Source organism: Streptococcus iniae (assembly GCF_030732225.1).
Taxonomy (GTDB): Bacteria; Bacillota; Bacilli; order Lactobacillales; family Streptococcaceae; genus Streptococcus; species Streptococcus iniae.
In genome coordinates this window covers 1,305,429-1,327,886 of sequence record NZ_CP132230.1, presented here as the reverse complement: position 1 = coordinate 1,327,886, position 22,458 = coordinate 1,305,429, and the positions used below count along the sequence as shown (strand labels likewise).

Below are 22,458 nucleotides of genomic sequence, written 5' to 3'. Positions count from 1 at the left end.
AACTATTAATTTGTGAGTTTTACGGCTTATATCAGGTAGCTTTTGTGTAATCCGTAAAAAGAAAGAGGTAAACGATGAATGAAAAACGTTGGGTTATTGATGCTATAAATGGAACTTCTTACCTTAGAACAGAAGGCTTGTTTCTTTTTGAATTAGATCAGCAATTACAAAACGTAATTATTAAGGACCATCCTGACTTAGATGCCACCTCTTTTATCAGTCAGGAAAATTTAGCCAGTTATCGTCTCATATACCTGAATGAAATGATTGACAATGCTAAGATGAAGAATGAAGTTATCCGTGAAATGGTTAATGAGGTTTCTAAAAATCAAAATTATGCCATTTTAAACATTCAAGATCAGTTAGATAGTAAAACCACTTTCGGGCAAAGACTTGCTGATGTTGTCGCTCACTTTGGGGGCACGTGGACCTTTATCATTTCATTTTTGATTTTTATGGCCGCTTGGATGATGTTTAACATCATCAATCCCTTTGGTTTAGCTTTTGATAAATACCCCTTTATTCTATTGAATTTAGCCTTATCTACTATTGCGGCAATTCAAGCGCCTCTTATTATGATGAGTCAAAATAGAACATCAGAATATGACAGATTGCAAGCAAAAAATGACTATCAAGTCAATAAAACTTCTGAAGAAGGTATTCGTTTATTGCATTCAAAAATAGATCACTTGGTCTTACAGGACCAATCAGACTTAATGCAAATTCAAAAATTACAAACAGAAATATTATTATCCATTACGAAACAACTATCATCTGAAGCAAGCATTAAAGAGGATGCTTCAAGAACGAAATGCTAAGCATTAAGCCAGATAATTTTTGAAAGAACTTCTGACCTATCTTTGATAGGTTTTTATATGTTATAATAGCATTAGAGATGATCATTGAGTAGGAGAAGAAATATGACTGATAATAAAATAGAACTTGTAATTGTTACAGGAATGAGTGGAGCAGGAAAAACAGTGGCTATTCAATCTTTTGAAGATTTAGGGTATTTTACCATTGATAATATGCCACCAACACTGGCTCCTAAATTTATTGAAATCATTGAAAACAGTAGTGATTACAAGCGTGTGGCTCTGGTTGTGGACATGCGTAGTCGCCTCTTCTTTAATGAAATTAATCACATCTTAGATGATATCGAAAGCAATGGGCATATTGACTTGAGAATTCTTTTTTTAGACGCTACAGATAATGAGTTGGTTTCAAGGTACAAAGAAACACGCCGCAGTCACCCCTTAGCTGCAGATGGTCGCGTCTTGGATGGTATAAAATTAGAGAGAGAACTTTTGGCACCGTTGAAAAATATGAGTCAAAATGTTGTGGATACTAGTGACTTGACACCTAGACAATTGTGTCAAACCATTTCAGAGCAATTCTCTAGCGAGTCCAATACCGTGTCATTTCGTGTTGAAGTGATGAGTTTTGGATTTAAATATGGTATTCCTTTAGATGCAGATTTGGTTTTTGATGTGCGCTTTTTACCAAATCCCTATTACTTGCCTGAGTTGCGTCATAAGACTGGTTTAGATCAGGATGTCTATGATTATGTTATGACCCATCAAGAATCAGAAGACTTTAATAAGCATTTGCAAGACTTGCTCTTACCAATTCTTCCTGCTTATCAAAAAGAAGGAAAGTCTTTACTAACCATTGCAATTGGATGCACAGGAGGTCAGCACCGTAGTGTTGCCTTTGCTCACCGTTTGGCTGAAAGTATTAAACATAACAATTGGCCAGTCAATGAAAGTCATCGTGATAAAAATAAACGTAAGGAAACTGTAAATAGATCATGAGAAGACCCAAAATAACTGTTATAGGGGGAGGCACTGGTATCCCTGTTATTTTAAAGAGTTTACGAACAGAAGAAGTTGATATTACAGCAGTTGTAACTGTTGCTGATGATGGAGGTTCATCTGGTGAACTCCGTAATGCCATGCAATTAGCACCGCCAGGTGATTTACGTAATGTCTTATTAGCCATGAGTGACATGCCTCGTTTTTATGAAAAAGTATTTCAATACCGTTTTAATGAAAATGATGGCGCCTTGGCAGGTCATCCCTTAGGGAATTTAATTATTGCTGGTATTTCTGAAATGCAAGGTTCAACTTATAATGCTATCCAGATTTTAACCAAGTTTTTCCATATTACAGGTAAAATTTACCCCTCAAGTGAGCATGCTTTAACACTTCATGCTGTTTTTCAAGATGGCCATGAAGTGATTGGTGAGAGTTCAATTGCTGATTATTCTGGGATGATTGACCATGTTTATGTGTCAAATACCTATAATGATCAAAAACCAAAGGCTAGTCGAAAAGTGGTCGATACAATTTTAGAGAGTGACATGATTGTGCTTGGTCCAGGCTCTTTATTTACCTCCATTTTACCTAATTTGGTTATACCAGAAATTAATGAGGCACTACAACAAACCAAAGCAGAAGTGGTTTATATTTGTAATATCATGACCCAGTACGGCGAGACAGAGCATTTCTCAGATGCAGACCACTTATCTGTTTTGAACAAATATTTAGGAAAAGATGTTGTTGATACTGTATTAGTCAATATTGAAAAAGTTCCCCAATCTTACATGGATTCTAATAAGTTTGATGAATATTTAATTCAGGTAGAACACCAATTTGAAGCCCTAAGCAAAGAAGCTAAACGTGTCATTTCTTCTAATTTTTTACGCTTGGAAAACGGTGGCGCTTTCCATGATGGGAATTTGGTTGTTGAAGAATTAATGAATTTAGTTAGGGAAAGGCATCTATGAGTTTTACCACAAAAGTTAAAGAAGAGTTGATTAATACCTCCAGTAATGACAAGAGGGAATTGTCTGCTATCATTAAACTATCTGGAAGTCTTAGTCTAAAACAGAGCGGGTTAACCCTAGCTATCACAACTGAAAATGCCAAAATTGCTAGATACATTTATTCATTGATTGAACGCAATTACGACATTGTTCCAGAAATCAGTTACCATCAAAAAACCAACCTCAAAAAAAACCGGGTCTATTCTGTTTTGATTGATGAGTCTGTTGATAATGTTTTGTCAGACTTGAAATTAGCTGATTCCTTCTTTGGTATTGAAACAGGTATTGAAAAAGAAATACTAAGTGATGATGACGCTGGTCGTGCTTATTTAAAAGGAGCATTTTTAGCAACTGGAACAGTCAAAGATCCAGAATCGGGTAAGTATCAGTTAGAAATTTATTCAGTCTATTTGGACCATGCTCAAGACCTGGCAGAATTGCTCCATAAATTTATGCTGGACGCCAAAACCATTGAACATAAAAGTGGCGCAGTGACTTATCTTCAAAAAGCAGAAGACATCATGGATTTTATGATTATCATTGGTGCAATGGAATGTAAAGAAGCTTTTGAAGAAGTTAAATTACTCAGAGAAGCTAGAAATGACATTAATCGTGCCAACAATGCTGAGACAGCTAACATTGCTAGAACAATTAATGCTAGCATGAAAACCATCAATAATATTATTAAGATTATGGAGACTATTGGATTAGACACTTTACCTTTTGAACTTCAGCAAATTGCTCAAATTCGAATTAAACATCCGGATTATTCTATTCAAGAAATTGCTGATAGTCTGGATTTTCCAATTTCAAAGAGTGGTGTTAATCACAGGTTGCGTAAACTTAATAAGATAGCTGAAGATATTCAATAAGGAGCGAAGCGATGAGAAACACAAAAATACAAGATTCCTGTACAACAATTCTAGTGGGAAAAAAAGCCAGTTATGATGGTTCAACCATGGTTGCTCGTACAGAAGACTCACAAAATGGTGACTTCACACCTAAAAAAATGGTAGTGGTAAAGGCTGATAAGCAACCAAGACACTATCAGTCGGTTTTATCCTCTTTTAATATGGATTTACCAGATAATCCGATGACCTACACCTCCGTTCCAGATGCACTTGGCAAAGATGGTATTTGGGCTGAGGCAGGTGTGAACGCTGTCAATGTTGCCATGAGTGCTACAGAAACCATTACAACTAATGCCCGTGTTCTTGGAGCGGATCCTCTGGTAGAATCTGGTATTGGCGAAGAAGACATGCTTACATTAGTTCTTCCATATATTCACTCTGCTAAAGAAGGTGTTTTGAGACTTGGAAAACTTTTAGAAGCATATGGAACCTATGAATCTAATGGTATTGCTTTTTCAGATGTTAATGATATTTGGTGGCTTGAAACAGTTGGTGGTCATCACTGGATTGCACGTCGTGTGCCAGATGATGCTTATGTGACGAATCCTAATCAGCTAGGCATCGATCATTTTGAGTTTAATAACACAGATGACTACCTTTGTTCAGCAGATTTAAGAGACTTTATCCAGCGTTACCACTTGGATTTGACCTACTCTAATGAACATTTCAACCCACGTTATGCTTTTGGGAGTCAAAAAGATCGAGACAAACACTATAACACTCCTCGTGCTTGGGCGATGCAAAAATTTCTAAATCCTGAAATTGAGCAAGACCCACATAGTTTTGCTATCCCTTGGTGTCAAAAACCATACCGTAAAGTTACAGTTGAAGACGTCAAATATGTTCTAAGTAATCATTACCAAGACACCATCTACAATCCTTATGGACCTGAAGGAAGTGCAATTACTCAGAAGGCTTTTCGACCAATTGGGATAAATAGGACTAGTCAAACGGCCCTGCTTCAAATCAGACCGAATATGCCAAAAGAAATTGCAGCTATTCAGTGGATGTCTTATGGGGCAATGCCTTTTAATACAATGGTTCCCTTTTTCACACAAGTGACTCACATCCCGAATTATTTTGCCAACACGACAGAAAATGTGTCTACAGATAATTTTTATTGGATTAACCGCTTAATTGCAGTTATTTCAGATTCTCATTTTAGTCACCATCAAACAGCCATTGAAACCTATAGTGACCAAACAATGGCAAAAGGACATGCAATGATTCATTCCGTTGAAGACGCTTTTTCAAAAGGTGAAAAAGTGGATTTAACAGTGAAAAACCAAGAAATGAGTGATTACATCCAAGAAGAAACTCAGAAGTTACTCAATCTCATTGTGTTTGATGCTAGTAATTTAATGACCAACCGTTTTTCATTAAGTGACTAGAAATTATTCGATTAGAAAAGAAACCCAGTCTGATGATACAGAAGACTGGGTTTTACATTAAAAAAATAAAAAACTTGCAAAATATTCTCAGTGTGATATACTTAACCAGTAAAAAATTAACTAGTTAATTTAGGAGGAAACATGAAAAAAAATATTTTGTTAATGACTGGTTTGGTCGGTTTGACATCAGCTCTTCAACTGAGTCAAGCGCAAGAAGTTATGGCAGCTGACAAAAAAATCAAAGTGGTGACAACCTTTTACCCTGTTTATGAATTTACAAAACATGTTGTAGGTAATGAAGGAGACGTTAGTCTACTGATGAAAGCAGGAGTAGAGCCACACGATTTTGAACCATCAACAAAAGACGTTAAAAAAATTCAAGATGCTGATGCTTTAGTCTACATGGATGATAATATGGAAACATGGATTCCTAAAGTTAAAAAATCAACAAAATCTGGTAAAGTTGAGTATATCGAAGGTACTGGAGACATGCTTTTAGTAGCTGGTTCAGAAGATGGACATGCTCATGAAGAGTCTGATAAAAAAGATGATCACGATCATAAAGATCATGATCACGAGGGGCATTCACATGCCTATGATCCACACGTTTGGTTATCACCTTATCGTAGTATCTCAGTTGTTGAATCCATTTCTCAGCAATTAGCTAAAAAACATCCTGAAAAAGCAGAAGCTTTCAAAGCTAATGCTAAGGCATATATTGAAGAGTTAAAAAAATTAGACAAAGAATATAGTGATACACTTTCTGCAGCTAAGCAAAAAAGTTTTGTAACACAACATGCAGCTTTTGGCTATTTAGCTTTAGATTATGGCTTGAATCAGATTTCAATTAATGGTGTGTCAGCTGAAAGTGAACCGTCAGCGAAACGTTTAGCAGAATTATCAAAATATGTTCAAAAATATGATATCAAATACATTTATTTTGAAGAAAATGCATCAAGTAAAGTTGCTAAAACCTTAGCAAAAGAAGCAGGTGTTTCCTCAGAAGTTTTAAATCCTTTAGAGGGTCTCACTGAAAAAGAAATGAAAACTGGTCAAGATTACTTAACGGTGATGCGTAAAAACTTAAAATCTTTAACCTTAACAACAGAACGTGAAGGTAAAGAAATTATGGCCGAAGAAGATAAAACTAAGACTGTTTATAACGGCTACTTTAAAGATAATGCTGTGAAAGACCGCAAGTTATCTGACTGGTCGGGTAACTGGCAATCAGTTTACCCATTCTTACAAGATGGAACATTAGACCAAGTAATGGATTATAAGGCTAAGAAATCTAAAGGTCAAATGACTGCCCAAGAATTCAAAGACTATTATACTATTGGCTATAAAACAGATGTTAATAAGATCAAAATTGATGGTAAAAAGAATACTATTACATTTGAACGTGATGGTCAAAAGAAAACACTTACTTATAAGTATTCTGGTAAGAAAATTCTAACGTATAAAAAAGGTAATCGTGGTGTTCGCTTCTTGTTTGAAGCAAAAGAAAAAGATGCTGGTGAATTCAAATACATTCAATTCAGTGATCATGCGATTGCTCCTGGAAAAGCTGAACACTTCCATATTTATTGGGGTGGAGAAAGCCATGACAAACTTTTAGAAGAAATGGAGCATTGGCCAACCTACTATGGTTCAGACTTGAGTGGTCGTCAAATCGCCCAAGAAATTAATGCCCATTAAGCATCAAAAAATGAATAACCTCAGGGTTGTTCATTTTTTTTACGTTTTAATTTGAAAAAAACCACCTCTCCAAAGGAGAAGTGGTTTAATAATGTCATGCTTATTTTGCAGCGTTTTCGTCTTTGAGACCGTATTTTTTGTTGAAACGATCCACGCGTCCGTCTGCTTGAGTGAATTTTTGACGTCCAGTATAGAATGGGTGTGAATCTGAAGAAATTTCTACACGGATTAATGGGTAAGTTTCCCCTTCAAACTCAACAGTTTCTTTGCTGTTCTTAGTAGAACCGCTAAGGAACTGGTAACCTGTAGTTGTATCTAAAAATACAACTGGACGATAATCTGGATGAATGTCTTTTCTCATCTTAAAATAATTTCCTTTCTGCCATGGTACTTTTGTCCCATAGTTATTAACCTCATTAGTTTAACAAAATATTAAGGATTTGACAAGGCTTTTGGACCACTTTATCTAAATTATTTATCACAGTAATTTCTCAAAGTAAGTTCCGTCTGCCCTCCAAAACCGGAAGTTAGTGTGAAAAGGATTTTTATGGTGGAATTAAGTCTGAGACGTTTGGATTAGAAATGAGTTTATCCATCATGACAAAACACAAACACCTAACTCTCTCAGACCGTAATGACATCCAATCTGGTTTGGATAGAGGAGAAACCTTTAAAGCCATCGGGCTTAATCTACTGAAACACCCTACTACTATCGCAAAAGAAGTCAAACGAAATAAGCAACTAAGAGAATCAACCAAAGACTGCCTAGACTGTCCGCTACTAAGAAAAGCTCCCTATGTTTGTAATGGGTGTCCAAAGAGGAGGATCAACTGTGGTTACAAGAAGACCTTCTATCTTGCTAAGCAAGCTCAAAGGAACTACGAAAAACTTTTAGTTGAATCTAGAGAAGGAATCCCTTTGAACAAAGAGACCTTCTGGAAAATAGATAGAGTCCTTTCTAATGGGGTCAAGAAGGGCCAACGTATCTATCATATCCTCTGAATAGGTTACACTAAACTAGACAGAAATTATAAAGTGTTCTACACTTAAGAAAAACGGGAGAAAAACCATGTCTAGAAAAGTACGTCGTCACTTCACCGATGATTTTAAGCAACAAATTGTGGACCTTTACAATGCTGGTAGAAAGCGTAGCAGCCTCATCAAGGAATACGAGCTAACCCCTTCCACCTTCGATAAGTGGGTTAGACAAGCCAAAACAACTGGTTCATTCAAGTCTGTTGATAATCTGACAGATGAACAGCGGGAGCTAATTGAACTCAGGAAACACAATAAAGAACTCGAAATGCAATTAGATATCCTAAAGCAAGCGGCAGTGATTATGGCACAAAAAGGGAAATAATCACTGCTAATAAGGCTAAATACAGCATTTCAAAGATGTGTCGCTGGCTGAATATGCCACGCTCAAGTTATTACTATCAAGCCGTGGAGTCAGTATCTGAAACGGAGTTTGAAGAAACTATTAAAAGAATTTTCCTCGAGAGCGAGTCCAGATACGGATCCAGAAAAATCAAAATATGCTTGAATAACGAAGGTATCACACTTTCACGGCGTCGGATTCGACGCATTATGAAGCGACTCAATTTGGTTTCTGTTTATCAGAAAGCCACCTTCAAACCACATTCTAGAGGCAAGAATGAAGCCCCTATTCCCAACCACTTAGACAGGCAGTTTAAGCAAGAAAGACCACTACAAGCCTTAGTCACTGACTTAACCTATGTTCGTGTAGGCAATCGTTGGGCTTATGTTTGCCTCATCATTGACCTATACAACCGTGAAATCATCGGCCTGTCTCTTGGTTGGCACAAGACCGCTGAACTCGTTAAGCAAGCCATACAAAGCATCCCTTACGCCCTGACCAAAGTCAAGATGTTCCATTCAGATCGTGGCAAAGAGTTTGATAATCAGTTAATTGATGAAATATTGGAAGCCTTTGGAATCACACGTTCGCTTAGTCAGGCTGGTTGTCCTTATGACAATGCCGTAGCTGAAAGTACGTATCGTGCTTTCAAAATTGAATTTGTTTATCAAGAAACCTTTCAATCGCTGGAAGAACTAGTTCTTAAGACTAAAGACTATGTTCATTGGTGGAATTACCACCGCATTCATGGTAGTCTCAACTACCAAACACCAATGACTAAAAGATTAATTGCCTAGAAAAACACTTTATAAATGTTGTACAGAAAAGTGTTGCCTTTTCAGTTTTTATTGGTTTTTATCAGACTAAATTCCATTTCTACTAGAGGTGGAACTTACTTTGAGAATTTAGCATTATTTATCACTGGCCATTAGGGCTTTGATTTCTTGATAGATTTGCTCATTTTCTTCAAGGCTATATGAATTGGCGCCACTGGCTAAAGGATGCCCACCGCCAGCATGTCGTTTGGCAATGGTGTTGATGACCTTAAATTTACTGCGCATACGGACTCTATAGTGCCCATCAGCTTGTTCCACAAAAATAGCCCAAGCTTGAACCAAATCAATTTTACCCGGAGTGCCAACAATTGCTGAACTCTCAGCATCAGAAACATCATATTGCTTTAAAATATCTTGTGTAATGACAACACGAGCAGCACCATTGTCATCCACCTCTAAATGATCGAAGACATAGCCTTGTAATTTAGCAATTTTAAATGAAAAGGAATCCATTTGACGGGCAATAGCTGAAAAATCAAAATTATAGTTTCTTAGTTTGCTAGCAATCATCAAGGTTTTACTTGTTGTAGCTGGATAGAGAAAACGGCCAGTGTCACCAACGATTCCAGTGTAGAGGTATTGTGCAGCTTTTGCTGATAGGTTTAGCTCTTGATCAAATGCCAAATCTGCAATGATTTCACTAGCACTTGATGCAGAGGTATCAACAAGGCAAATATCCCCATAGACATCATCATTGGGATGGTGATCAATTTTAATCATGAAGTCACCATTAAGGTAACGCTGGTCATCAATCCGTGGTCTGTTAGCTGTATCAGTTACAATCACTAAAGCTCCAGAATAATCTGCATCAGTGACATCATCCATTAAAGAAATCCAGGACAAGCTAGGTTCATTGTATCCCGTCATCAAAACCCTTTTATCTGGAAAATTGTGTTGAATAATTTCTTTTAAACCAGCCTGACTTCCAAGTGCGTCTGGATCAGGATTTTTATGGCGATGGATAATAATTGTTTGGTATTCTTGAATTTTGTGTAAGATTTCTGTGTATAATGTCATGGTATTCCTTTATTTTTTAATCATATCAATATGAGGGATGTCATCTTCTAAATAGACATTAGAAGTGGCTTTGAAACCAAATGATGCATAAAAGTTTTGCAAATGTGCTTGGGCTTGAGCATAAACTGGTAAATCAGGATAATGTTGCAAACAAAAACCAAGAGCTTGCTCAACAAGTTGGCGTCCTAATCCTGTTTTACGACTTGTTTTGCTAGTTAAGACACGACCTAATTTAATAAGCTTGTCTGATGGTATTAAACGGCAGTAAGCGTCTAATTGCTGCTTGTTATTTGTATGAAATAAGTGATAGGAATCTTTGTCCAAGTCATCAATTTCTGGATAAGCACAAGCTTGCTCAACAACAAAAACGTCAACCCTTGCTTTTAAAATATGAAAAAGTTCTTCAGTGGTTAATTCTTGAAAAGTTTTAATGGTCCACATAAGGTAATCCTCACTGTCTATGGCTGTTAATGACTTTATTATAACATAAAAGAAAATGTTGCAAAGAAATAGCTTTTGGGGAAATGGTATAAATATTCAAATTGCACTTGACAAGTGAATATTTATGTTATATTATAAGAGTCAATTACTTAAGGAGAAATGATTTATGAAAAAGAAATATTTAGTAACAGTAGCTAGTCTTCTAGCACTGTTCTCACTTACTGCATGTGGAACAACAGCTAAAGACACGCAAGACAAGGTCAAGGATAAAGGGACCTTGGTGGTTGCTCTTAGTCCTGATTACGCCCCTTTTGAATTTCAAACCTTGAAAGATGGGAAAAATACCATTGTAGGTTCAGATATCATGTTAGCACAAGATATTGCGGACCAATTAGGTGTAAAATTGAAACTATCACCGATGAGTTTTAATAATGTTTTATCAAGTTTACAATCAAAAAAAGCAGACATTGCTATTTCTGGGATTTCATACACTAAAGAACGTGCGAAAGTTTATGATTTTTCAGAATCATATTACGATACGGAAAATGCCATTGTGGTTAAGAAAAGTGATGCTGCTAAGTTAAAAGATATGCAAGCACTGGCAGGCAAAAAAGTTGGTGCTCAAAAAGCAACCATTCAAGAAAACTTAGCTAAAACACAGTTGAAAGACTCTCAAATTGTTAGTTTAACAGAAATGGGTGAAGTGATTAATGAATTGAAACATGGTCAACTTGATGCAGCTACAATGGATGGTCCAGTTGCTGCAGGATATATTGCTCAAAATAGTGATTTGGTTATTGTTGATTACACTTTTAAAACAAATAATGCAGATTCAAAAGTCGTTGCAATGCCTAAGAACAGTCCAAAACTTCAAAAAACAATTAATCAGGTTGTTAAAAAAGTTAAGGGTGACACTTACAAATCTTATATTGATAAATCGGCAACTTACACAGAGGCAAAATAAGGTATAAAACGAGGTTGATATGATTCAAGGTCTAAGACAGATGGCTCCATATATTCCAGGCGAGCCAGCCAAAAATGCAAACACTATAAAACTTAATACCAATGAAAACCCTTTTCCACCAAGTCCTAAGGTTGAAGAAGCCTTAAAAGCATTTGATTATAGTCAACTCCGAAAATATTCACCAGTTGATCAGACAGCTCTAAAAGAGGCTGTCGCAGAACACCTTGGTGTGTCAAAAGAGATGTTGATTATGGGAAGTGGTAGTGATGAAGTGCTTGCTATGGCCTTTCTAGCATTCTTTAATAATCAAGCGCCTTTACTTTTTGCGGATGTAACCTATGGTTTTTATAAAGTTTTAGCTGAACTTTACCATATTCCTTATCAAGAAGTAGCATTAGCAGATGATTTCACTATCAAAACAAAAGATTATCAAAAAGAAAACGGTGGGATTGTATTGGTCAATCCAAATGCTCCAACAGGTATTTTTAAACCCTTATCGGAGATTGAGGATATCATCAAGGCAAATCCTAATGTTATGGTTATTGTGGATGAGGCCTATATCAATTTTGGTGGTCAATCTGCTTTAGAACTTTTACCAAAATACAAAAACCTTTTCATTGTTAGGACTTTTTCTAAAGATGCTTCTTTAGCGGGCTTACGTGTTGGTTACGGGATTGGTCATCCTGAAATTATCCAGCTGATGAACGCAGTGAAAGATTCTGTTAATCCTTATAATATTGATAGTATTGCAGAAGTACTTGCGACTGAAGCCATTAAAGATTGGGCCTATTATCAAGAGACGATTAGCCGTATTTGTCAGACCAGGGATTGGTTTTCAAAGGAATTAGTTAAACTGGGTTATGACGTTATTCCAAGTGTTACCAATTTCTTACTTGTTAAACCTAATAAGATTAAAGCAGAGCAACTTTTGCAACTTCTTAAGAAAGAAAATATTCTTGTAAGACATTATCCTGATATTTCAATGATTACGGATTATTTAAGAATTTCAATTGGTAGTCAACAAGACATGGAAATTCTTCTTAATCATTTGAAAAAAATGACACTCAAAAAATAGCCTTAAGGCTTTAAGATTGGTCTCCCATTCTTAAAGCCTTGAGGCCTTTTTGGATGTTTTAAGTGATGGATTGATAGCTAGCAGCTAATGCTCTTTGAACGGCAGGACGCTCTAAAATGTGATTTGCCCAACGTTTGACTGCTTGATAGTGATCGCTATCAAGGAATACGGCAGCATTAGGGTAAAGCCGGTCAAGCACCAACTGGCCATACCAAGACCAAATGGCAATATCAGCGATACTATAAGAATCTCCACAAATATAGGCTTTGCGACTTAGTTCCTTATCAAGTAAGTCCAGTTGTCGCTTGGTTTCCATAGTATAGCGGTCAATTGGGTACTCTAATTTTTCAGGTGCATAATGGAAGAAATGTCCAAAGCCACCTCCAAGAAATGGAGCAGCCCCGGTTTGCCAAAACAGCCAATTTAAGATTTGGGTTCTTTCTTTGAGGGTTTCTCCTAGCAGAAAATGGTATTTTTCAGCTAAATAAAGTAGTATATTTGCTGATTCAAAAACAGCAAGGTCTTGGTTTGACTGATCAATCATAGCAGGAATTTTTGAATTAGGGTTAATAGCAACAAAATCACTGCCAAACTGTTGCCCTTTGGTGATGTCTATTTTGAATAAATCATAGTCAACCGTTAGAATACCAGCTTCTTTGAGTTCTTCTAAGAGAATAATCGGCTTAATCCCATTAGGAGTGGCTAATGTGTAGAGTTGAAAGATAGCTTCTCCTTTGGGAAGTTTTTGTTGGAATCGGCTCCCTGCTTTGTCTTGGTTTAAAGCTGAAGGATTTGTAGTATTTATCCAAACTTCAGGAATGTTATAGTTTGTCATAAGAAACCTCCTCAAGATGTTTATAGTGCCATCATAACAAACAGAAATGGAAAAAACAAACTATATAACCACAGATATTATCTTTATAAAAACAATTAATGTTCGGCCATAGTCACCTTGTTTTCTTTTTCAAAACGATAATATTTATTTTTTGCACAAATAACAAACTTTATTTCAAAAAACGCCAAAAACCTCTTGATTTTAAAGGAAAATTTGTTATGATATTTAAAATAAATTCACGAGGTGTTTCATGGAAAACAAGCTGTTTCACAATTTAGCTAAAACGGAATTACACTGTCATTTAGATGGATCATTATCTTTAGAGGCTATTCGTAAACTGGCCGATATGGCTGGAATTGATATCCCAGATGATGACCGTGATTTAAAAAAACTTGTTACAGCACCACCTTCAGCAGAGTGCTTAATGGATTATCTTAAGACTTTTGATTTTATTACTCCCTTACTTCAAACGCAAGATGCTTTGAGATTAGCAGCTTACGATGTCGCAAAAACAGCTGCCTTAGAAAATGTTATTTATACTGAAATTCGTTTTGCTCCAGAATTGTCAATGCACCAAGGCTTAAGTGCTAATCAAGTTGTTGAAGCCGTTTTAGATGGTTTAAATAGAGCACAAGATGAATTTGGAATTGTTGCAAAAGCTATTGTTTGTGGCTTGAGACAGTCGTCATTAGCAGTTAGCCAATCCATTTTTAATGATGTTATTTCTTGGGCTCACCGAGGCTTGGTTGGGTTTGATTTTGCTGGGAACGAACTTGATTTTCCCCCACACCATCTGGAAACTCTGATTAAAGAAACGCAGGCTTTAGGACTACCCTTCACCCTTCATGCTGGTGAGTGTGGTTGTCCAAATTATATTGAACAAGCCATTGATTTAGGGATCAAACGTTTAGGACACACGACAGCAATTTGCAACAATCAAGTTCTTTTAGAGCAATTTATTGCACATGATGTCACAGCTGAACTCTGTTTAACAAGTAATTTACAAACAAAAGCTGCAAGAACAATTGATGAATTCCCCTACCTTTTCTTGAAAAATGCTGGTGCAAAATTATCAATAAATACTGATAACAGAACGGTATCAGATACTAATTTAACAAAAGAGTATCAGCTATACCATGAGTATTTTAAAAGCTCAGCTCTAGACTTTTACAAGCATAATCAAGATGCTATCCATGCTTCTTTTGCATCTTCTGATGAAAAAGCGGTGCTTTTAGCGAAATTAGCAGAAAACTATCAGAACTATCTGTGATTTACTAGTGATTTTCCTAAGAAAATATGGTAAAATGAATGAAGTTTAGTTATTTTTGGAGGAAATTATGGCATTAGCAAAAATCGTTTATGCCAGCATGACAGGAAATACTGAAGAAATTGCTGATATTGTAGCTAATAAGTTACAAGAGTTAGGTCATGATGTTGAAATTGACGAATGTACCTCAGTTGATGCTTCGGATTTTGAAGATGCTGATATGGCAATTGTTGCAACGTATACTTATGGTGATGGTGATTTACCAGACGAAATCGTCGATTTTTATGAAGACTTACAAGATTTAGATTTATCAGGAAAAGTTTTTGGTGTTGTCGGTTCCGGTGATACTTTTTACGATTATTTCTGTAAATCAGTCGATGAATTTGAAGAGCAATTTGTCTTAACTGGTGCAAGTAAAGGTGCTGCTTCGGTCAAGGTTGATTTAGCAGCAGAAGATGAAGATATTGAGCATTTAGAAACCTTTGCAACAGAAATGTCAGACGCTATTAATCGTCTGTCATAATAGAATAGTCAGATAAAGAAGTTAGATTGCGTTCTTTTTCCATTTGTGTCTTTTATGATGGAAAAAATGTGAACGGCTAACTTCTTTTATGATGCTAGAAAAGTTGTTTATAGAAAATAGGAAAGTTAATTGGAATTAAAAGATATTCGCCAAGAAATTGATAAAGTTGATATTGCATTAGTTGCATTAATTGAGAAAAGAATGGATCTAGTAGCAGCAGTAACAAGTTACAAAAAGCAGCATCAGTTACCTGTACTTGATGCCCAAAGGGAGAACTATATTTTGGAGAAAGTTGCTGGATTGGTGACAAAAGATCTTTATAAGGAAACGGTAGTGCAATCTTTTACAGCTATTATGGCTAGTTCTAGAGCTTTCCAAAATCAATTCATTGAAAATGATGATAATGAAAGAGGTTTATAATGGAGACAGTACCGGAATTAGCAATTAAAGATAAGTTAGTCTTGTGTGCTTATGGCTTATTTATTGGTTTTCTTGTTGGCGTTATGGATTACATCTTTGGCTCAGGCCTTTTACTAATTTCAGCCTTTAGGGATAAGCATATTGCTTACTTGCTACCCTTTTTAGCAGTTATCGGCTTAGTGATTGTCTTTTGCTACCAAAAGTACGGAAAAATTGCTTCCAAAGGAATGGCTTTAGTCTTTGAAGTTGGTCAGAACAAAAGGAAAGACCTTCCTTTGATTCTGATTCCTCTCATTATGATTTCAACCTGGTTGAGCCATTTATTTGGCGCTAGTGCAGGTCGTGAAGGGGTAGCGGTTCAAATCGGTGCTACTCTTTCAAATGCCTTTAAGGGATTTTTTAAGTTTGAAGGAGCTTCTTCAATGATGGCTGTTATTGGTATGGCAGCCGGTTTCGCAGGGCTTTTTCAAACCCCAATTGCAGCTCTCTTATTTGCCCTTGAAGTTCTTGTTTTAAATAAACTCTATTTGACGGCTTTGTTACCTTCTTTGATTGCAGCTTTTACGGCGTCTTATACCTCGCATTTTTTAGGTTTGGAAAAGTTTCATGCTATTTTAGATAGTCAGCTTGAGCTTACTCCAATTCTTTTTGCTAAATTATTGCTTCTAGGGCTGATTTTTGGCTTAGTTGGAAATGCTTTTGCTATCTTATTAACACAAACAAAACAAAAGTTTGCAGCTAAAATGACCAACCCCTATTATCGCATTTTTCTTGTTTCGCTTTTTTTAACAGTAAGTCTGTTAGTGGCTCATTGGGGGCGCTATAGTGGTTTGGGAACAAATGTGATTCAAGCGGCCTTTTCTGGAGGGGAGATTTACACTTACGATTGGCTCTTAAAATTATTGTTAACGGTCGTAACACTTGCAGCTGGCTTTCAAGGTGGTGAAGTGACCCCTTTGTTTGCTATTGGCGCCTCCTTAGGAGTGGTTTTAGCTCCTGTGTTTGGATTGCCCGTTATGTTAGTAGCTGCCTTAGGTTACACGTCAGTATTTGCCAGTGCAACCAATACCTTTTTAGCTCCTGTTTTTATTGGTGTAGAGGTCTTTGGGCCGGATTATATTTGGGCCTATCTTATTGTTGTCGCGCTAGCTTATAACCTTAATAAAAAAGAAAGTATTTATGCTAATAAAGAAGCTTAAATAGCTTTACAAGTCAAGAATTTTTTGATATGATATAGCCTGTATGTAATGGACATACAAAATTTACGGCTAATCCGCTAAGATGTCCTCTTAAGATTAGTAAGATAGGAGAATAAAAATGAATCCATTAATCCAAAGTTTGACAGAAGGTCAACTTCGCTCTGATATTCCAGAATTCCGCGCTGGAGACACTGTACGCGTTCACGCTAAAGTTGTCGAAGGTACTCGCGAACGTATTCAGATCTTTGAAGGTGTGGTTATTTCACGTAAAGGTCAAGGGATCTCAGAAATGTACACAGTTCGTAAAATCTCAGGTGGTATCGGTGTAGAACGTACTTTCCCAATCCACACACCACGTGTAGCAAAAATTGAAGTTGTGCGTTACGGTAAAGTCCGTCGTGCTAAACTTTACTACCTACGTGCATTACAAGGTAAAGCAGCACGTATCAAAGAAATCAGACGTTAATCTTCAGTTACTTAGGGCATAAAGACTGGGACAAGAAAATAAGAAGTTGGTGAAGTATCCTTGGATAGAAGTGAATTTCTCTTTTTCTCGTCTGGCTAGCCCGAGTAGGATTTGTCAGATTTACCTCTCATCAGAGAGGTTTTTTTATTTTCTCGTTTTTGGTGAAAAAAGTTATAAAAATGAATGAAGGATGAATTTTAAAAAGGGATTAAGTTATCAAGGTGCCTTATTTTTTTGATCAGTTTTCGTAGTTAGTTTTAAAATGCTAAAAGTTACTGAAAATATCATATTATAATGCCAAGAATAGTCATCATATGTTACAATAAGAAAAATAAGTGTGAAGTATAGGACTAGTAATGATGAAAAAGAAACGTCAAACTCCAGTAGTAATGTCAGATTTGCGTAAAGAAATTATAGAGATGCCAGGCATTATTAAAGAATGCTCAGGTATTTATATTTATGGCAGAAAGATAAAATCAATATTATTTAGTACAGATGTGGCAATTATTTCTAACAGTAATGCGGATGCCATTTTGGCAGTTTATCCCTTTACACCAAATCCTTCTATCTTAAAGAGTATTATGATGTCTTCAAGTGTTCCTGTTTTTGCAGGAGTAGGAGGCGGTTTAACTACAGGTTATCGTTCTGCAAATATGAGTTTATTTTCAGAATCAGAAGGAGCTTATGCTGTTGTAGTTAATGGACCAACACAGGTTGACACAATTAAAACCATTGAAGAAATGATTGACATTCCAATTATATATACAGTTGTTTCGGAGCATTCTGATATCAAATCTCGCATTGAAGCGGGTGTTGACATTTTAAATGTTAGTGGTGGTCCTAATACCCTTAATATTGTAAAAAAAATTAGAGCAGAGTTTCCAGATTTTCCAATCATGGCTACCGGAGGTCCAACTGAAGAAACCATCAAGAAAATAATTGATGCAGGTGCAAATGCTATTACCATTACACCACCAACAAATGGAGAACTTTTTAAAAAGAAAATGGAAAAATATAGAAATAGTCAAAAAGACTAACGGTTTAATCTTGCATTTCCACTTTTTCTAAGCTACAATAGTTAGAGTAATTAATACTCTAAGACCCCTTAGTTCAATGGATATAACAACTCCCTCCTAAGGAGTAGTTGCTGGTTCGATTCCGGCAGGGGTCATTTGATACTTGTTAATAGTAGCCATTGAATGGCTCTTTTTTATTTATGGTTACGTTTTTCAAGTGTGATAATGACTTTGATGAGAAAAGGTGGCTTTCATGGTGAAATTTCAAAAAGGACTTGATAGCAAAATTGATTACGGTATTATTTTTCCAGTTTTTTGTTTGTTGATTATTGGCTTATTATCGATTTATGTTGCAACCTTCCATGATTTTCCAAAAATGATTGATAAAGTAATGATTCAACAGCTTCTTTGGATTGGATTTGGAGCCTTGTTTGCTTTTATTTTAATGTTTTTCTCAAGAGCCTTCCTCTGGAAATTGACCCCTTTTTTCTACCTGTTAGGTTTAGCTTTGATGATACTCCCCCTTGTTTTTTTTAGCCCACAGCTTGTTGCGGCTACAGGGGCTAAAAACTGGGTTACACTAGGTTCTGTAACGCTCTTTCAACCATCGGAATTTATGAAGATTTCCTACATCTTAGCACTTGCTTGGACAACGGTCTCTTTTAAGGGACACAAAAGAGAACAATTGTCTGATGATTGGAAATTGCTAGGGCTATATTTCTTCTTAACCTTACCTGTGATGGTTTTGTTAGCTTTGCAAAAAGATTTAGGGACTGCGCTTGTTTTCATGGCAATTCTTGCTGGAATGGTTCTTGTTTCAGGCGTTTCATGGCGAATTATTCTTCCCATTGTGAGTTTTTTAATTCTCTTGTTTGCCTTGTTTTTGCTAGTATTTTTATTACCACAAGGCAAACAATTTCTCTATAATCAGGGGATGGATACCTATAAAATCAATCGTATTTCAGCCTGGCTGACCCCTTTCGATTTTTCAGAAACCATCGCCTATCAACAAACACAAAGTATGATTTCTATCGGTAGTGGAGGTGTTTTTGGGAAAGGATTTAACCATCTTGACTTACCGGTTCCAGTTAGAGAAAGTGATATGATTTTTACAGTAATTGCTGAAAATTTTGGCTTTATTGGTTCTGCAATTTTATTAGCTTTGTATCTTATCTTGATTTATCGGATGTTACGAGTAACTTTGGAGTCAAATAATTTATTTTACACCTATATTTCAACTGGTTTTATCATGATGATTTTATTCCATATTTTTGAGAATATTGGTGCAGCTATTGGTATTTTACCTTTAACGGGAATTCCTTTGCCTTTTATTTCTCAGGGGGGATCATCCTTGATTTCAAACCTTATAGGTGTTGGCTTGATTTTATCCATGCATTATCAGCAGATGCTTGATAAGGAAAAAGAAAGTGAAAAAAATTTGCAAAGAAGTTATAAATATTATTACTAAGAAAAGGAAAGTTGACCGAGAGAAGTCAGCTTTTTTTGATTTGTATTTTGAATTTAAAACTATAAAAATACAGTAAAATGTGTTATAATAAAGGCTATGAATTATCAGGATTATATTTGGGATTTGGGTGGTACCTTGCTTGACAATTACGAGCTTTCCACTCAAGCCTTTCTCAAGACCTTAGAGGAATTTAATCTTTCTGGAGACCATGATGCAGTCTACCAAAAATTAAAGGAATCAACAGATAGTGCAGTGACAACTTTTGCTTTACAAGAACCGCTTTTTTTGGCCTCGTATAAGAAAAATGAAGCTTCAAGATTGGCTGACCCTGTATGGGCTAAGGGCTGTCACGAAATATTGCATAAAATTGTATCTGAGGGGTCTCGGAATTTTTTGATTTCGCATCGCGATAATCAGGTTCTCTTACTTCTGAAACAAGCTCACCTAAGCCCATATTTTACAGAAGTGATTACTGCATCTGATGGCTTTAAGAGAAAAACTAGTCCTGAGAGTTTACTCTATTTAAAAGAAAAATATGATATTTGTAGTGGCTTAGTTATCGGTGACAGGGAAATCGATAAAGAAGCAGGGCAAGCAGCAGGTTTTGACACCTTGCTTGTCGATGGAAAAAAATCCCTATTGGAGACTGTGAATTAAATGACTGAAGAAATAAAACAAGAACAAGACACTATTCAAGAATATGATGCCAGCCAGATTCAGGTTTTAGAAGGACTTGAAGCTGTTCGTATGCGTCCTGGGATGTATATCGGATCCACCTCTAAAGAAGGCTTGCATCACTTGGTGTGGGAAATCGTTGATAACTCTATTGATGAAGCTTTGGCAGGATTTGCAAGTGAAATCAAAGTGTATATCGAAGAAGATGATTCCATTACCGTTGTTGATGATGGCCGTGGGATTCCTGTTGATATTCAAGAAAAAACGGGTCGACCTGCTGTTGAAACAGTCTTTACAGTTCTCCATGCTGGAGGTAAATTCGGCGGAGGCGGTTATAAGGTTTCAGGTGGTCTGCATGGGGTTGGTTCATCAGTTGTTAATGCCCTCTCAACACAGTTAGATGTCCGGGTTTATAAAAATGGAAATATCTACTATCAAGAATTTAAACGTGGTGTGGTAGGAGAAGATTTAGCCATTATTGGCAGCACTGATTTATCTGGTACAACGGTTCACTTTACACCAGATCCTGAAATTTTTACAGAAACAGTAGTCTTTGACTTTGATAAATTGGCAAAACGTATTCAGGAATTAGCCTTTCTAAATCGTGGCCTAAAAATTTCAATTGCAGATAAACGTAAAGACATTGAACAAGAAAAGAATTTTCATTATGAAGGTGGTATTGCTAGTTATGTTGAATACCTCAATGAAAAAAAAGATGTTATTATTGAAAGCCCAATCTATACAGATGGTGAAATGGATGGTATTGCAGTAGAAGTTGCAATGCAGTATACAACGAGTTATCATGAAAATGTTATGAGTTTTGCAAATAACATTCATACTCATGAAGGCGGAACTCATGAACAAGGTTTTAGAACAGCCTTAACACGTGTTATTAATGATTACGCTAAGAAAAATAAAATTCTTAAAGAAAATGATGATAACCTTACCGGTGAAGATGTTCGTGAAGGGTTAACGGCAGTTATTTCTGTAAAACATCCAAATCCTCAATTTGAGGGACAAACAAAGACTAAACTAGGAAATTCTGAAGTTGTGAAAATCACAAATAGACTCTTCAGTGATGCCTTCCAAAGATTCTTATTGGAAAACCCTCAGGTTGCTCGTCGTATTGTTGATAAAGGAATTTTAGCATCAAAAGCTAGAATTGCTGCAAAGCGTGCCCGTGAAGTAACTCGTAAAAAATCAGGACTTGAAATTTCAAATTTACCAGGGAAACTAGCAGACTGTTCATCAAATGATGCTAGCCAAAATGAACTCTTTATCGTTGAGGGAGACTCTGCCGGCGGATCTGCTAAGTCAGGTAGAAATCGTGAATTTCAAGCAATTCTTCCAATTCGAGGAAAAATCCTTAATGTTGAAAAAGCTACAATGGATAAAATTTTAGCCAATGAAGAAATCCGTAGTTTATTTACAGCAATGGGGACAGGCTTTGGTTCAGATTTTGATGTTTCAAAAGCCCGTTACCAAAAACTTGTCATAATGACCGATGCCGATGTAGATGGTGCGCATATTAGAACCTTGCTCTTAACCTTGATTTATCGTTTTATGCGTCCTGTTTTAGAAGCTGGTTATGTTTATATTGCTCAGCCACCTATTTATGGTGTTAAAGTTGGTAGTGAAATCAAAAAGTATATTCAACCTGGCTTAAATCAAGAAGAAGAATTGAAAGCTGCTTTGGAAGAATATAGTGTTGGACGTTCACGGCCAACAGTACAGCGCTATAAAGGTCTTGGTGAGATGGATGATCATCAACTTTGGGAAACAACAATGGACCCTGAAAATCGCTTGATGGCCCGTGTAACAGTTGATGATGCCGCTGAAGCGGATAAAGTTTTTGATATGTTAATGGGGGATCGTGTAGAGCCAAGACGTGAATTTATCGAAGAAAATGCTGTTTATAGTACGCTTGATATTTAGTTAATTATTCTTTGAAAAGCGTTTTAAAGTATGTTATAATCGTAACGTTATAGTATATTTTTGTTGAAAATTTAATAATAAACAAGTCACGCTAAAAGATTCTCGAAAAGCTTAGC

The 22,458-nt window shown here is 36.3% G+C and carries 22 protein-coding genes, 1 tRNA gene and 1 pseudogene; 20 read left to right on the top strand and 4 right to left on the bottom strand.

The window, feature by feature from the left end; all coding sequences use genetic code 11:
- Positions 1-74 precede the first annotated feature (74 nt).
- The 6 genes from Q9317_RS06560 (at position 75) to Q9317_RS06535 (ending at position 6,827) form a co-directional block, all read left to right on the top strand.
- The gene (locus Q9317_RS06560) at positions 75-818 is read left to right on the top strand and encodes a DUF1003 domain-containing protein (RefSeq protein ID WP_003101149.1); all 744 of its coding nucleotides are present in this window, start codon (positions 75-77) and stop codon (positions 816-818) included.
- A gap of 102 nt (positions 819-920) precedes the next feature.
- Positions 921-1,814, top strand: coding sequence for an RNase adapter RapZ (rapZ, locus tag Q9317_RS06555; protein WP_003101147.1), 894 nt, complete (start codon positions 921-923; stop codon positions 1,812-1,814).
- A complete protein-coding gene (locus tag Q9317_RS06550) occupies positions 1,811-2,788 on the top strand; it encodes a YvcK family protein (RefSeq protein ID WP_003101144.1) in 978 nt (325 codons plus the stop codon). Before rapZ ends, Q9317_RS06550 begins: the two co-directional genes overlap by 4 nt.
- Positions 2,785-3,699, top strand: a complete 915-nt coding sequence (gene whiA / locus Q9317_RS06545) for a DNA-binding protein WhiA (protein ID WP_003101142.1) — start codon at positions 2,785-2,787, stop codon at positions 3,697-3,699. Before Q9317_RS06550 ends, whiA begins: the two co-directional genes overlap by 4 nt.
- An 11-nt stretch (positions 3,700-3,710) precedes the next feature.
- Positions 3,711-5,129 (top strand): C69 family dipeptidase, encoded by a 1,419-nt coding sequence (locus tag Q9317_RS06540; protein ID WP_003101141.1) that lies wholly within the window; start codon positions 3,711-3,713, stop codon positions 5,127-5,129.
- Positions 5,130-5,270: 141 nt separating this feature from the next.
- Positions 5,271-6,827 (top strand): zinc ABC transporter substrate-binding protein AdcA, encoded by a 1,557-nt coding sequence (locus Q9317_RS06535; protein ID WP_003101138.1) that lies wholly within the window; start codon positions 5,271-5,273, stop codon positions 6,825-6,827.
- 100 nt (positions 6,828-6,927) lie between these two features.
- On the opposite strand, the gene Q9317_RS06530 is transcribed toward Q9317_RS06535, so the two are convergent.
- A complete protein-coding gene (locus tag Q9317_RS06530; RefSeq protein WP_003101136.1) occupies positions 6,928-7,188 on the bottom strand; it encodes a type B 50S ribosomal protein L31 in 261 nt (86 codons plus the stop codon).
- A gap of 236 nt (positions 7,189-7,424) precedes the next feature.
- Between Q9317_RS06530 and Q9317_RS06525 the strand changes: the two are divergent.
- Positions 7,425-7,826 (top strand): annotated as a pseudogene (locus Q9317_RS06525) (helix-turn-helix domain-containing protein); the annotation flags it as partial.
- A 70-nt stretch (positions 7,827-7,896) separates the two neighbouring features.
- Positions 7,897-9,002, top strand: a protein-coding gene (locus Q9317_RS06520) for an IS3 family transposase (protein ID WP_089180059.1) whose coding sequence is annotated in 2 segments (ribosomal slippage) — positions 7,897-8,173 and positions 8,173-9,002 — 1,107 coding nt in all. Because the reading frame shifts where the segments join, the coding sequence is not laid out codon by codon here.
- 114 nt (positions 9,003-9,116) lie between these two features.
- On the opposite strand, the gene Q9317_RS06515 is transcribed toward Q9317_RS06520, so the two are convergent.
- Both Q9317_RS06515 and Q9317_RS06510 read right to left on the bottom strand, forming a co-directional pair.
- Complete coding sequence (locus Q9317_RS06515; protein ID WP_003100089.1) at positions 9,117-10,058, bottom strand: DHH family phosphoesterase; 942 nt, start codon at positions 10,056-10,058, stop codon at positions 9,117-9,119.
- A 9-nt stretch (positions 10,059-10,067) separates the two neighbouring features.
- Positions 10,068-10,499, bottom strand: coding sequence for a GNAT family N-acetyltransferase (locus Q9317_RS06510; RefSeq protein WP_003100088.1), 432 nt, complete (start codon positions 10,497-10,499; stop codon positions 10,068-10,070).
- 166 nt (positions 10,500-10,665) lie between these two features.
- Here Q9317_RS06510 and Q9317_RS06505 point away from each other — a divergent pair, with 166 nt between their 5' ends.
- Both Q9317_RS06505 and hisC read left to right on the top strand, forming a co-directional pair.
- Positions 10,666-11,463, top strand: coding sequence for a transporter substrate-binding domain-containing protein (locus Q9317_RS06505; protein ID WP_003100087.1), 798 nt, complete (start codon positions 10,666-10,668; stop codon positions 11,461-11,463).
- A gap of 19 nt (positions 11,464-11,482) precedes the next feature.
- Complete coding sequence (gene hisC / locus Q9317_RS06500) at positions 11,483-12,538, top strand: histidinol-phosphate transaminase (RefSeq protein WP_003100086.1); 1,056 nt, start codon at positions 11,483-11,485, stop codon at positions 12,536-12,538.
- Positions 12,539-12,596: 58 nt separating this feature from the next.
- Here hisC and yghU read toward each other — a convergent pair whose 3' ends face one another.
- Positions 12,597-13,373, bottom strand: a complete 777-nt coding sequence (gene yghU / locus Q9317_RS06495; protein WP_003100085.1) for a glutathione-dependent disulfide-bond oxidoreductase — start codon at positions 13,371-13,373, stop codon at positions 12,597-12,599.
- A 250-nt stretch (positions 13,374-13,623) separates the two neighbouring features.
- Here yghU and add point away from each other — a divergent pair, with 250 nt between their 5' ends.
- The 10 genes from add to gyrB all read left to right on the top strand — a co-directional run bounded on the left by add (position 13,624) and on the right by gyrB (position 22,342).
- Entirely contained in the window at positions 13,624-14,643 is a 1,020-nt protein-coding gene (gene add / locus Q9317_RS06490; RefSeq protein WP_016356057.1) for an adenosine deaminase, read from the top strand.
- A 67-nt stretch (positions 14,644-14,710) separates the two neighbouring features.
- Positions 14,711-15,163, top strand: a complete 453-nt coding sequence (locus tag Q9317_RS06485) for a flavodoxin (protein ID WP_003100080.1) — start codon at positions 14,711-14,713, stop codon at positions 15,161-15,163.
- A gap of 129 nt (positions 15,164-15,292) precedes the next feature.
- Complete coding sequence (locus Q9317_RS06480) at positions 15,293-15,583, top strand: chorismate mutase (RefSeq protein WP_003100078.1); 291 nt, start codon at positions 15,293-15,295, stop codon at positions 15,581-15,583.
- Positions 15,583-16,782 (top strand): chloride channel protein, encoded by a 1,200-nt coding sequence (locus tag Q9317_RS06475; protein WP_003100074.1) that lies wholly within the window; start codon positions 15,583-15,585, stop codon positions 16,780-16,782. The genes Q9317_RS06480 and Q9317_RS06475 overlap by 1 nt, the downstream gene beginning before the upstream one ends.
- Positions 16,783-16,900: 118 nt before the next feature.
- On the top strand, positions 16,901-17,248 hold the full coding sequence (gene rplS / locus Q9317_RS06470; RefSeq protein ID WP_003100072.1) for a 50S ribosomal protein L19: 348 nt from the start codon (positions 16,901-16,903) through the stop codon (positions 17,246-17,248).
- Between the two features lie 356 nt (positions 17,249-17,604).
- Positions 17,605-18,285, top strand: a complete 681-nt coding sequence (locus tag Q9317_RS06465) for a beta/alpha barrel domain-containing protein (RefSeq protein ID WP_003100067.1) — start codon at positions 17,605-17,607, stop codon at positions 18,283-18,285.
- A 62-nt stretch (positions 18,286-18,347) separates the two neighbouring features.
- Positions 18,348-18,419: transfer RNA gene (locus Q9317_RS06460), tRNA-Arg, on the top strand.
- Between the two features lie 98 nt (positions 18,420-18,517).
- A complete protein-coding gene (locus tag Q9317_RS06455) occupies positions 18,518-19,732 on the top strand; it encodes an FtsW/RodA/SpoVE family cell cycle protein (RefSeq protein ID WP_003100065.1) in 1,215 nt (404 codons plus the stop codon).
- Between the two features lie 96 nt (positions 19,733-19,828).
- Positions 19,829-20,389 carry an HAD-IA family hydrolase gene (locus Q9317_RS06450; protein ID WP_305981531.1) on the top strand — a complete coding sequence of 187 codons (561 nt, stop codon included), beginning with the start codon at positions 19,829-19,831 and terminating at the stop codon, positions 20,387-20,389.
- Positions 20,390-22,342 carry a DNA topoisomerase (ATP-hydrolyzing) subunit B gene (gyrB, locus tag Q9317_RS06445; RefSeq protein ID WP_003100062.1) on the top strand — a complete coding sequence of 651 codons (1,953 nt, stop codon included), beginning with the start codon at positions 20,390-20,392 and terminating at the stop codon, positions 22,340-22,342.
- The last annotated feature ends 116 nt before the right edge of the window (positions 22,343-22,458 follow it).

Bases quoted from the DNA above. Each gene is read 5' to 3' on its own strand.
- Q9317_RS06450 (WP_305981531.1), top strand. From the start codon at position 19,829: ATGAATTATCAGGATTATATTTGGGATTTGGGTGGTACCTTGCTTGAC.
- whiA (WP_003101142.1), top strand. From the start codon at position 2,785: ATGAGTTTTACCACAAAAGTTAAAGAAGAGTTGATTAATACCTCCAGT.
- Q9317_RS06550 (WP_003101144.1), top strand. From the start codon at position 1,811: ATGAGAAGACCCAAAATAACTGTTATAGGGGGAGGCACTGGTATCCCT.
- Q9317_RS06505 (WP_003100087.1), top strand. From the start codon at position 10,666: ATGAAAAAGAAATATTTAGTAACAGTAGCTAGTCTTCTAGCACTGTTC.
- rplS (WP_003100072.1), top strand. From the start codon at position 16,901: ATGAATCCATTAATCCAAAGTTTGACAGAAGGTCAACTTCGCTCTGAT.
- rapZ (WP_003101147.1), top strand. From the start codon at position 921: ATGACTGATAATAAAATAGAACTTGTAATTGTTACAGGAATGAGTGGA.
- Q9317_RS06475 (WP_003100074.1), top strand. From the start codon at position 15,583: ATGGAGACAGTACCGGAATTAGCAATTAAAGATAAGTTAGTCTTGTGT.
- Q9317_RS06560 (WP_003101149.1), top strand. From the start codon at position 75: ATGAATGAAAAACGTTGGGTTATTGATGCTATAAATGGAACTTCTTAC.
- Q9317_RS06530 (WP_003101136.1), bottom strand. From the start codon at position 7,188: ATGAGAAAAGACATTCATCCAGATTATCGTCCAGTTGTATTTTTAGAT.
- Q9317_RS06455 (WP_003100065.1), top strand. From the start codon at position 18,518: ATGGTGAAATTTCAAAAAGGACTTGATAGCAAAATTGATTACGGTATT.
- Q9317_RS06465 (WP_003100067.1), top strand. From the start codon at position 17,605: ATGATGAAAAAGAAACGTCAAACTCCAGTAGTAATGTCAGATTTGCGT.
- add (WP_016356057.1), top strand. From the start codon at position 13,624: ATGGAAAACAAGCTGTTTCACAATTTAGCTAAAACGGAATTACACTGT.
- hisC (WP_003100086.1), top strand. From the start codon at position 11,483: ATGATTCAAGGTCTAAGACAGATGGCTCCATATATTCCAGGCGAGCCA.
- Q9317_RS06510 (WP_003100088.1), bottom strand. From the start codon at position 10,499: ATGTGGACCATTAAAACTTTTCAAGAATTAACCACTGAAGAACTTTTT.
- Q9317_RS06515 (WP_003100089.1), bottom strand. From the start codon at position 10,058: ATGACATTATACACAGAAATCTTACACAAAATTCAAGAATACCAAACA.
- Q9317_RS06485 (WP_003100080.1), top strand. From the start codon at position 14,711: ATGGCATTAGCAAAAATCGTTTATGCCAGCATGACAGGAAATACTGAA.
- gyrB (WP_003100062.1), top strand. From the start codon at position 20,390: ATGACTGAAGAAATAAAACAAGAACAAGACACTATTCAAGAATATGAT.
- Q9317_RS06540 (WP_003101141.1), top strand. From the start codon at position 3,711: ATGAGAAACACAAAAATACAAGATTCCTGTACAACAATTCTAGTGGGA.
- yghU (WP_003100085.1), bottom strand. From the start codon at position 13,373: ATGACAAACTATAACATTCCTGAAGTTTGGATAAATACTACAAATCCT.
- Q9317_RS06535 (WP_003101138.1), top strand. From the start codon at position 5,271: ATGAAAAAAAATATTTTGTTAATGACTGGTTTGGTCGGTTTGACATCA.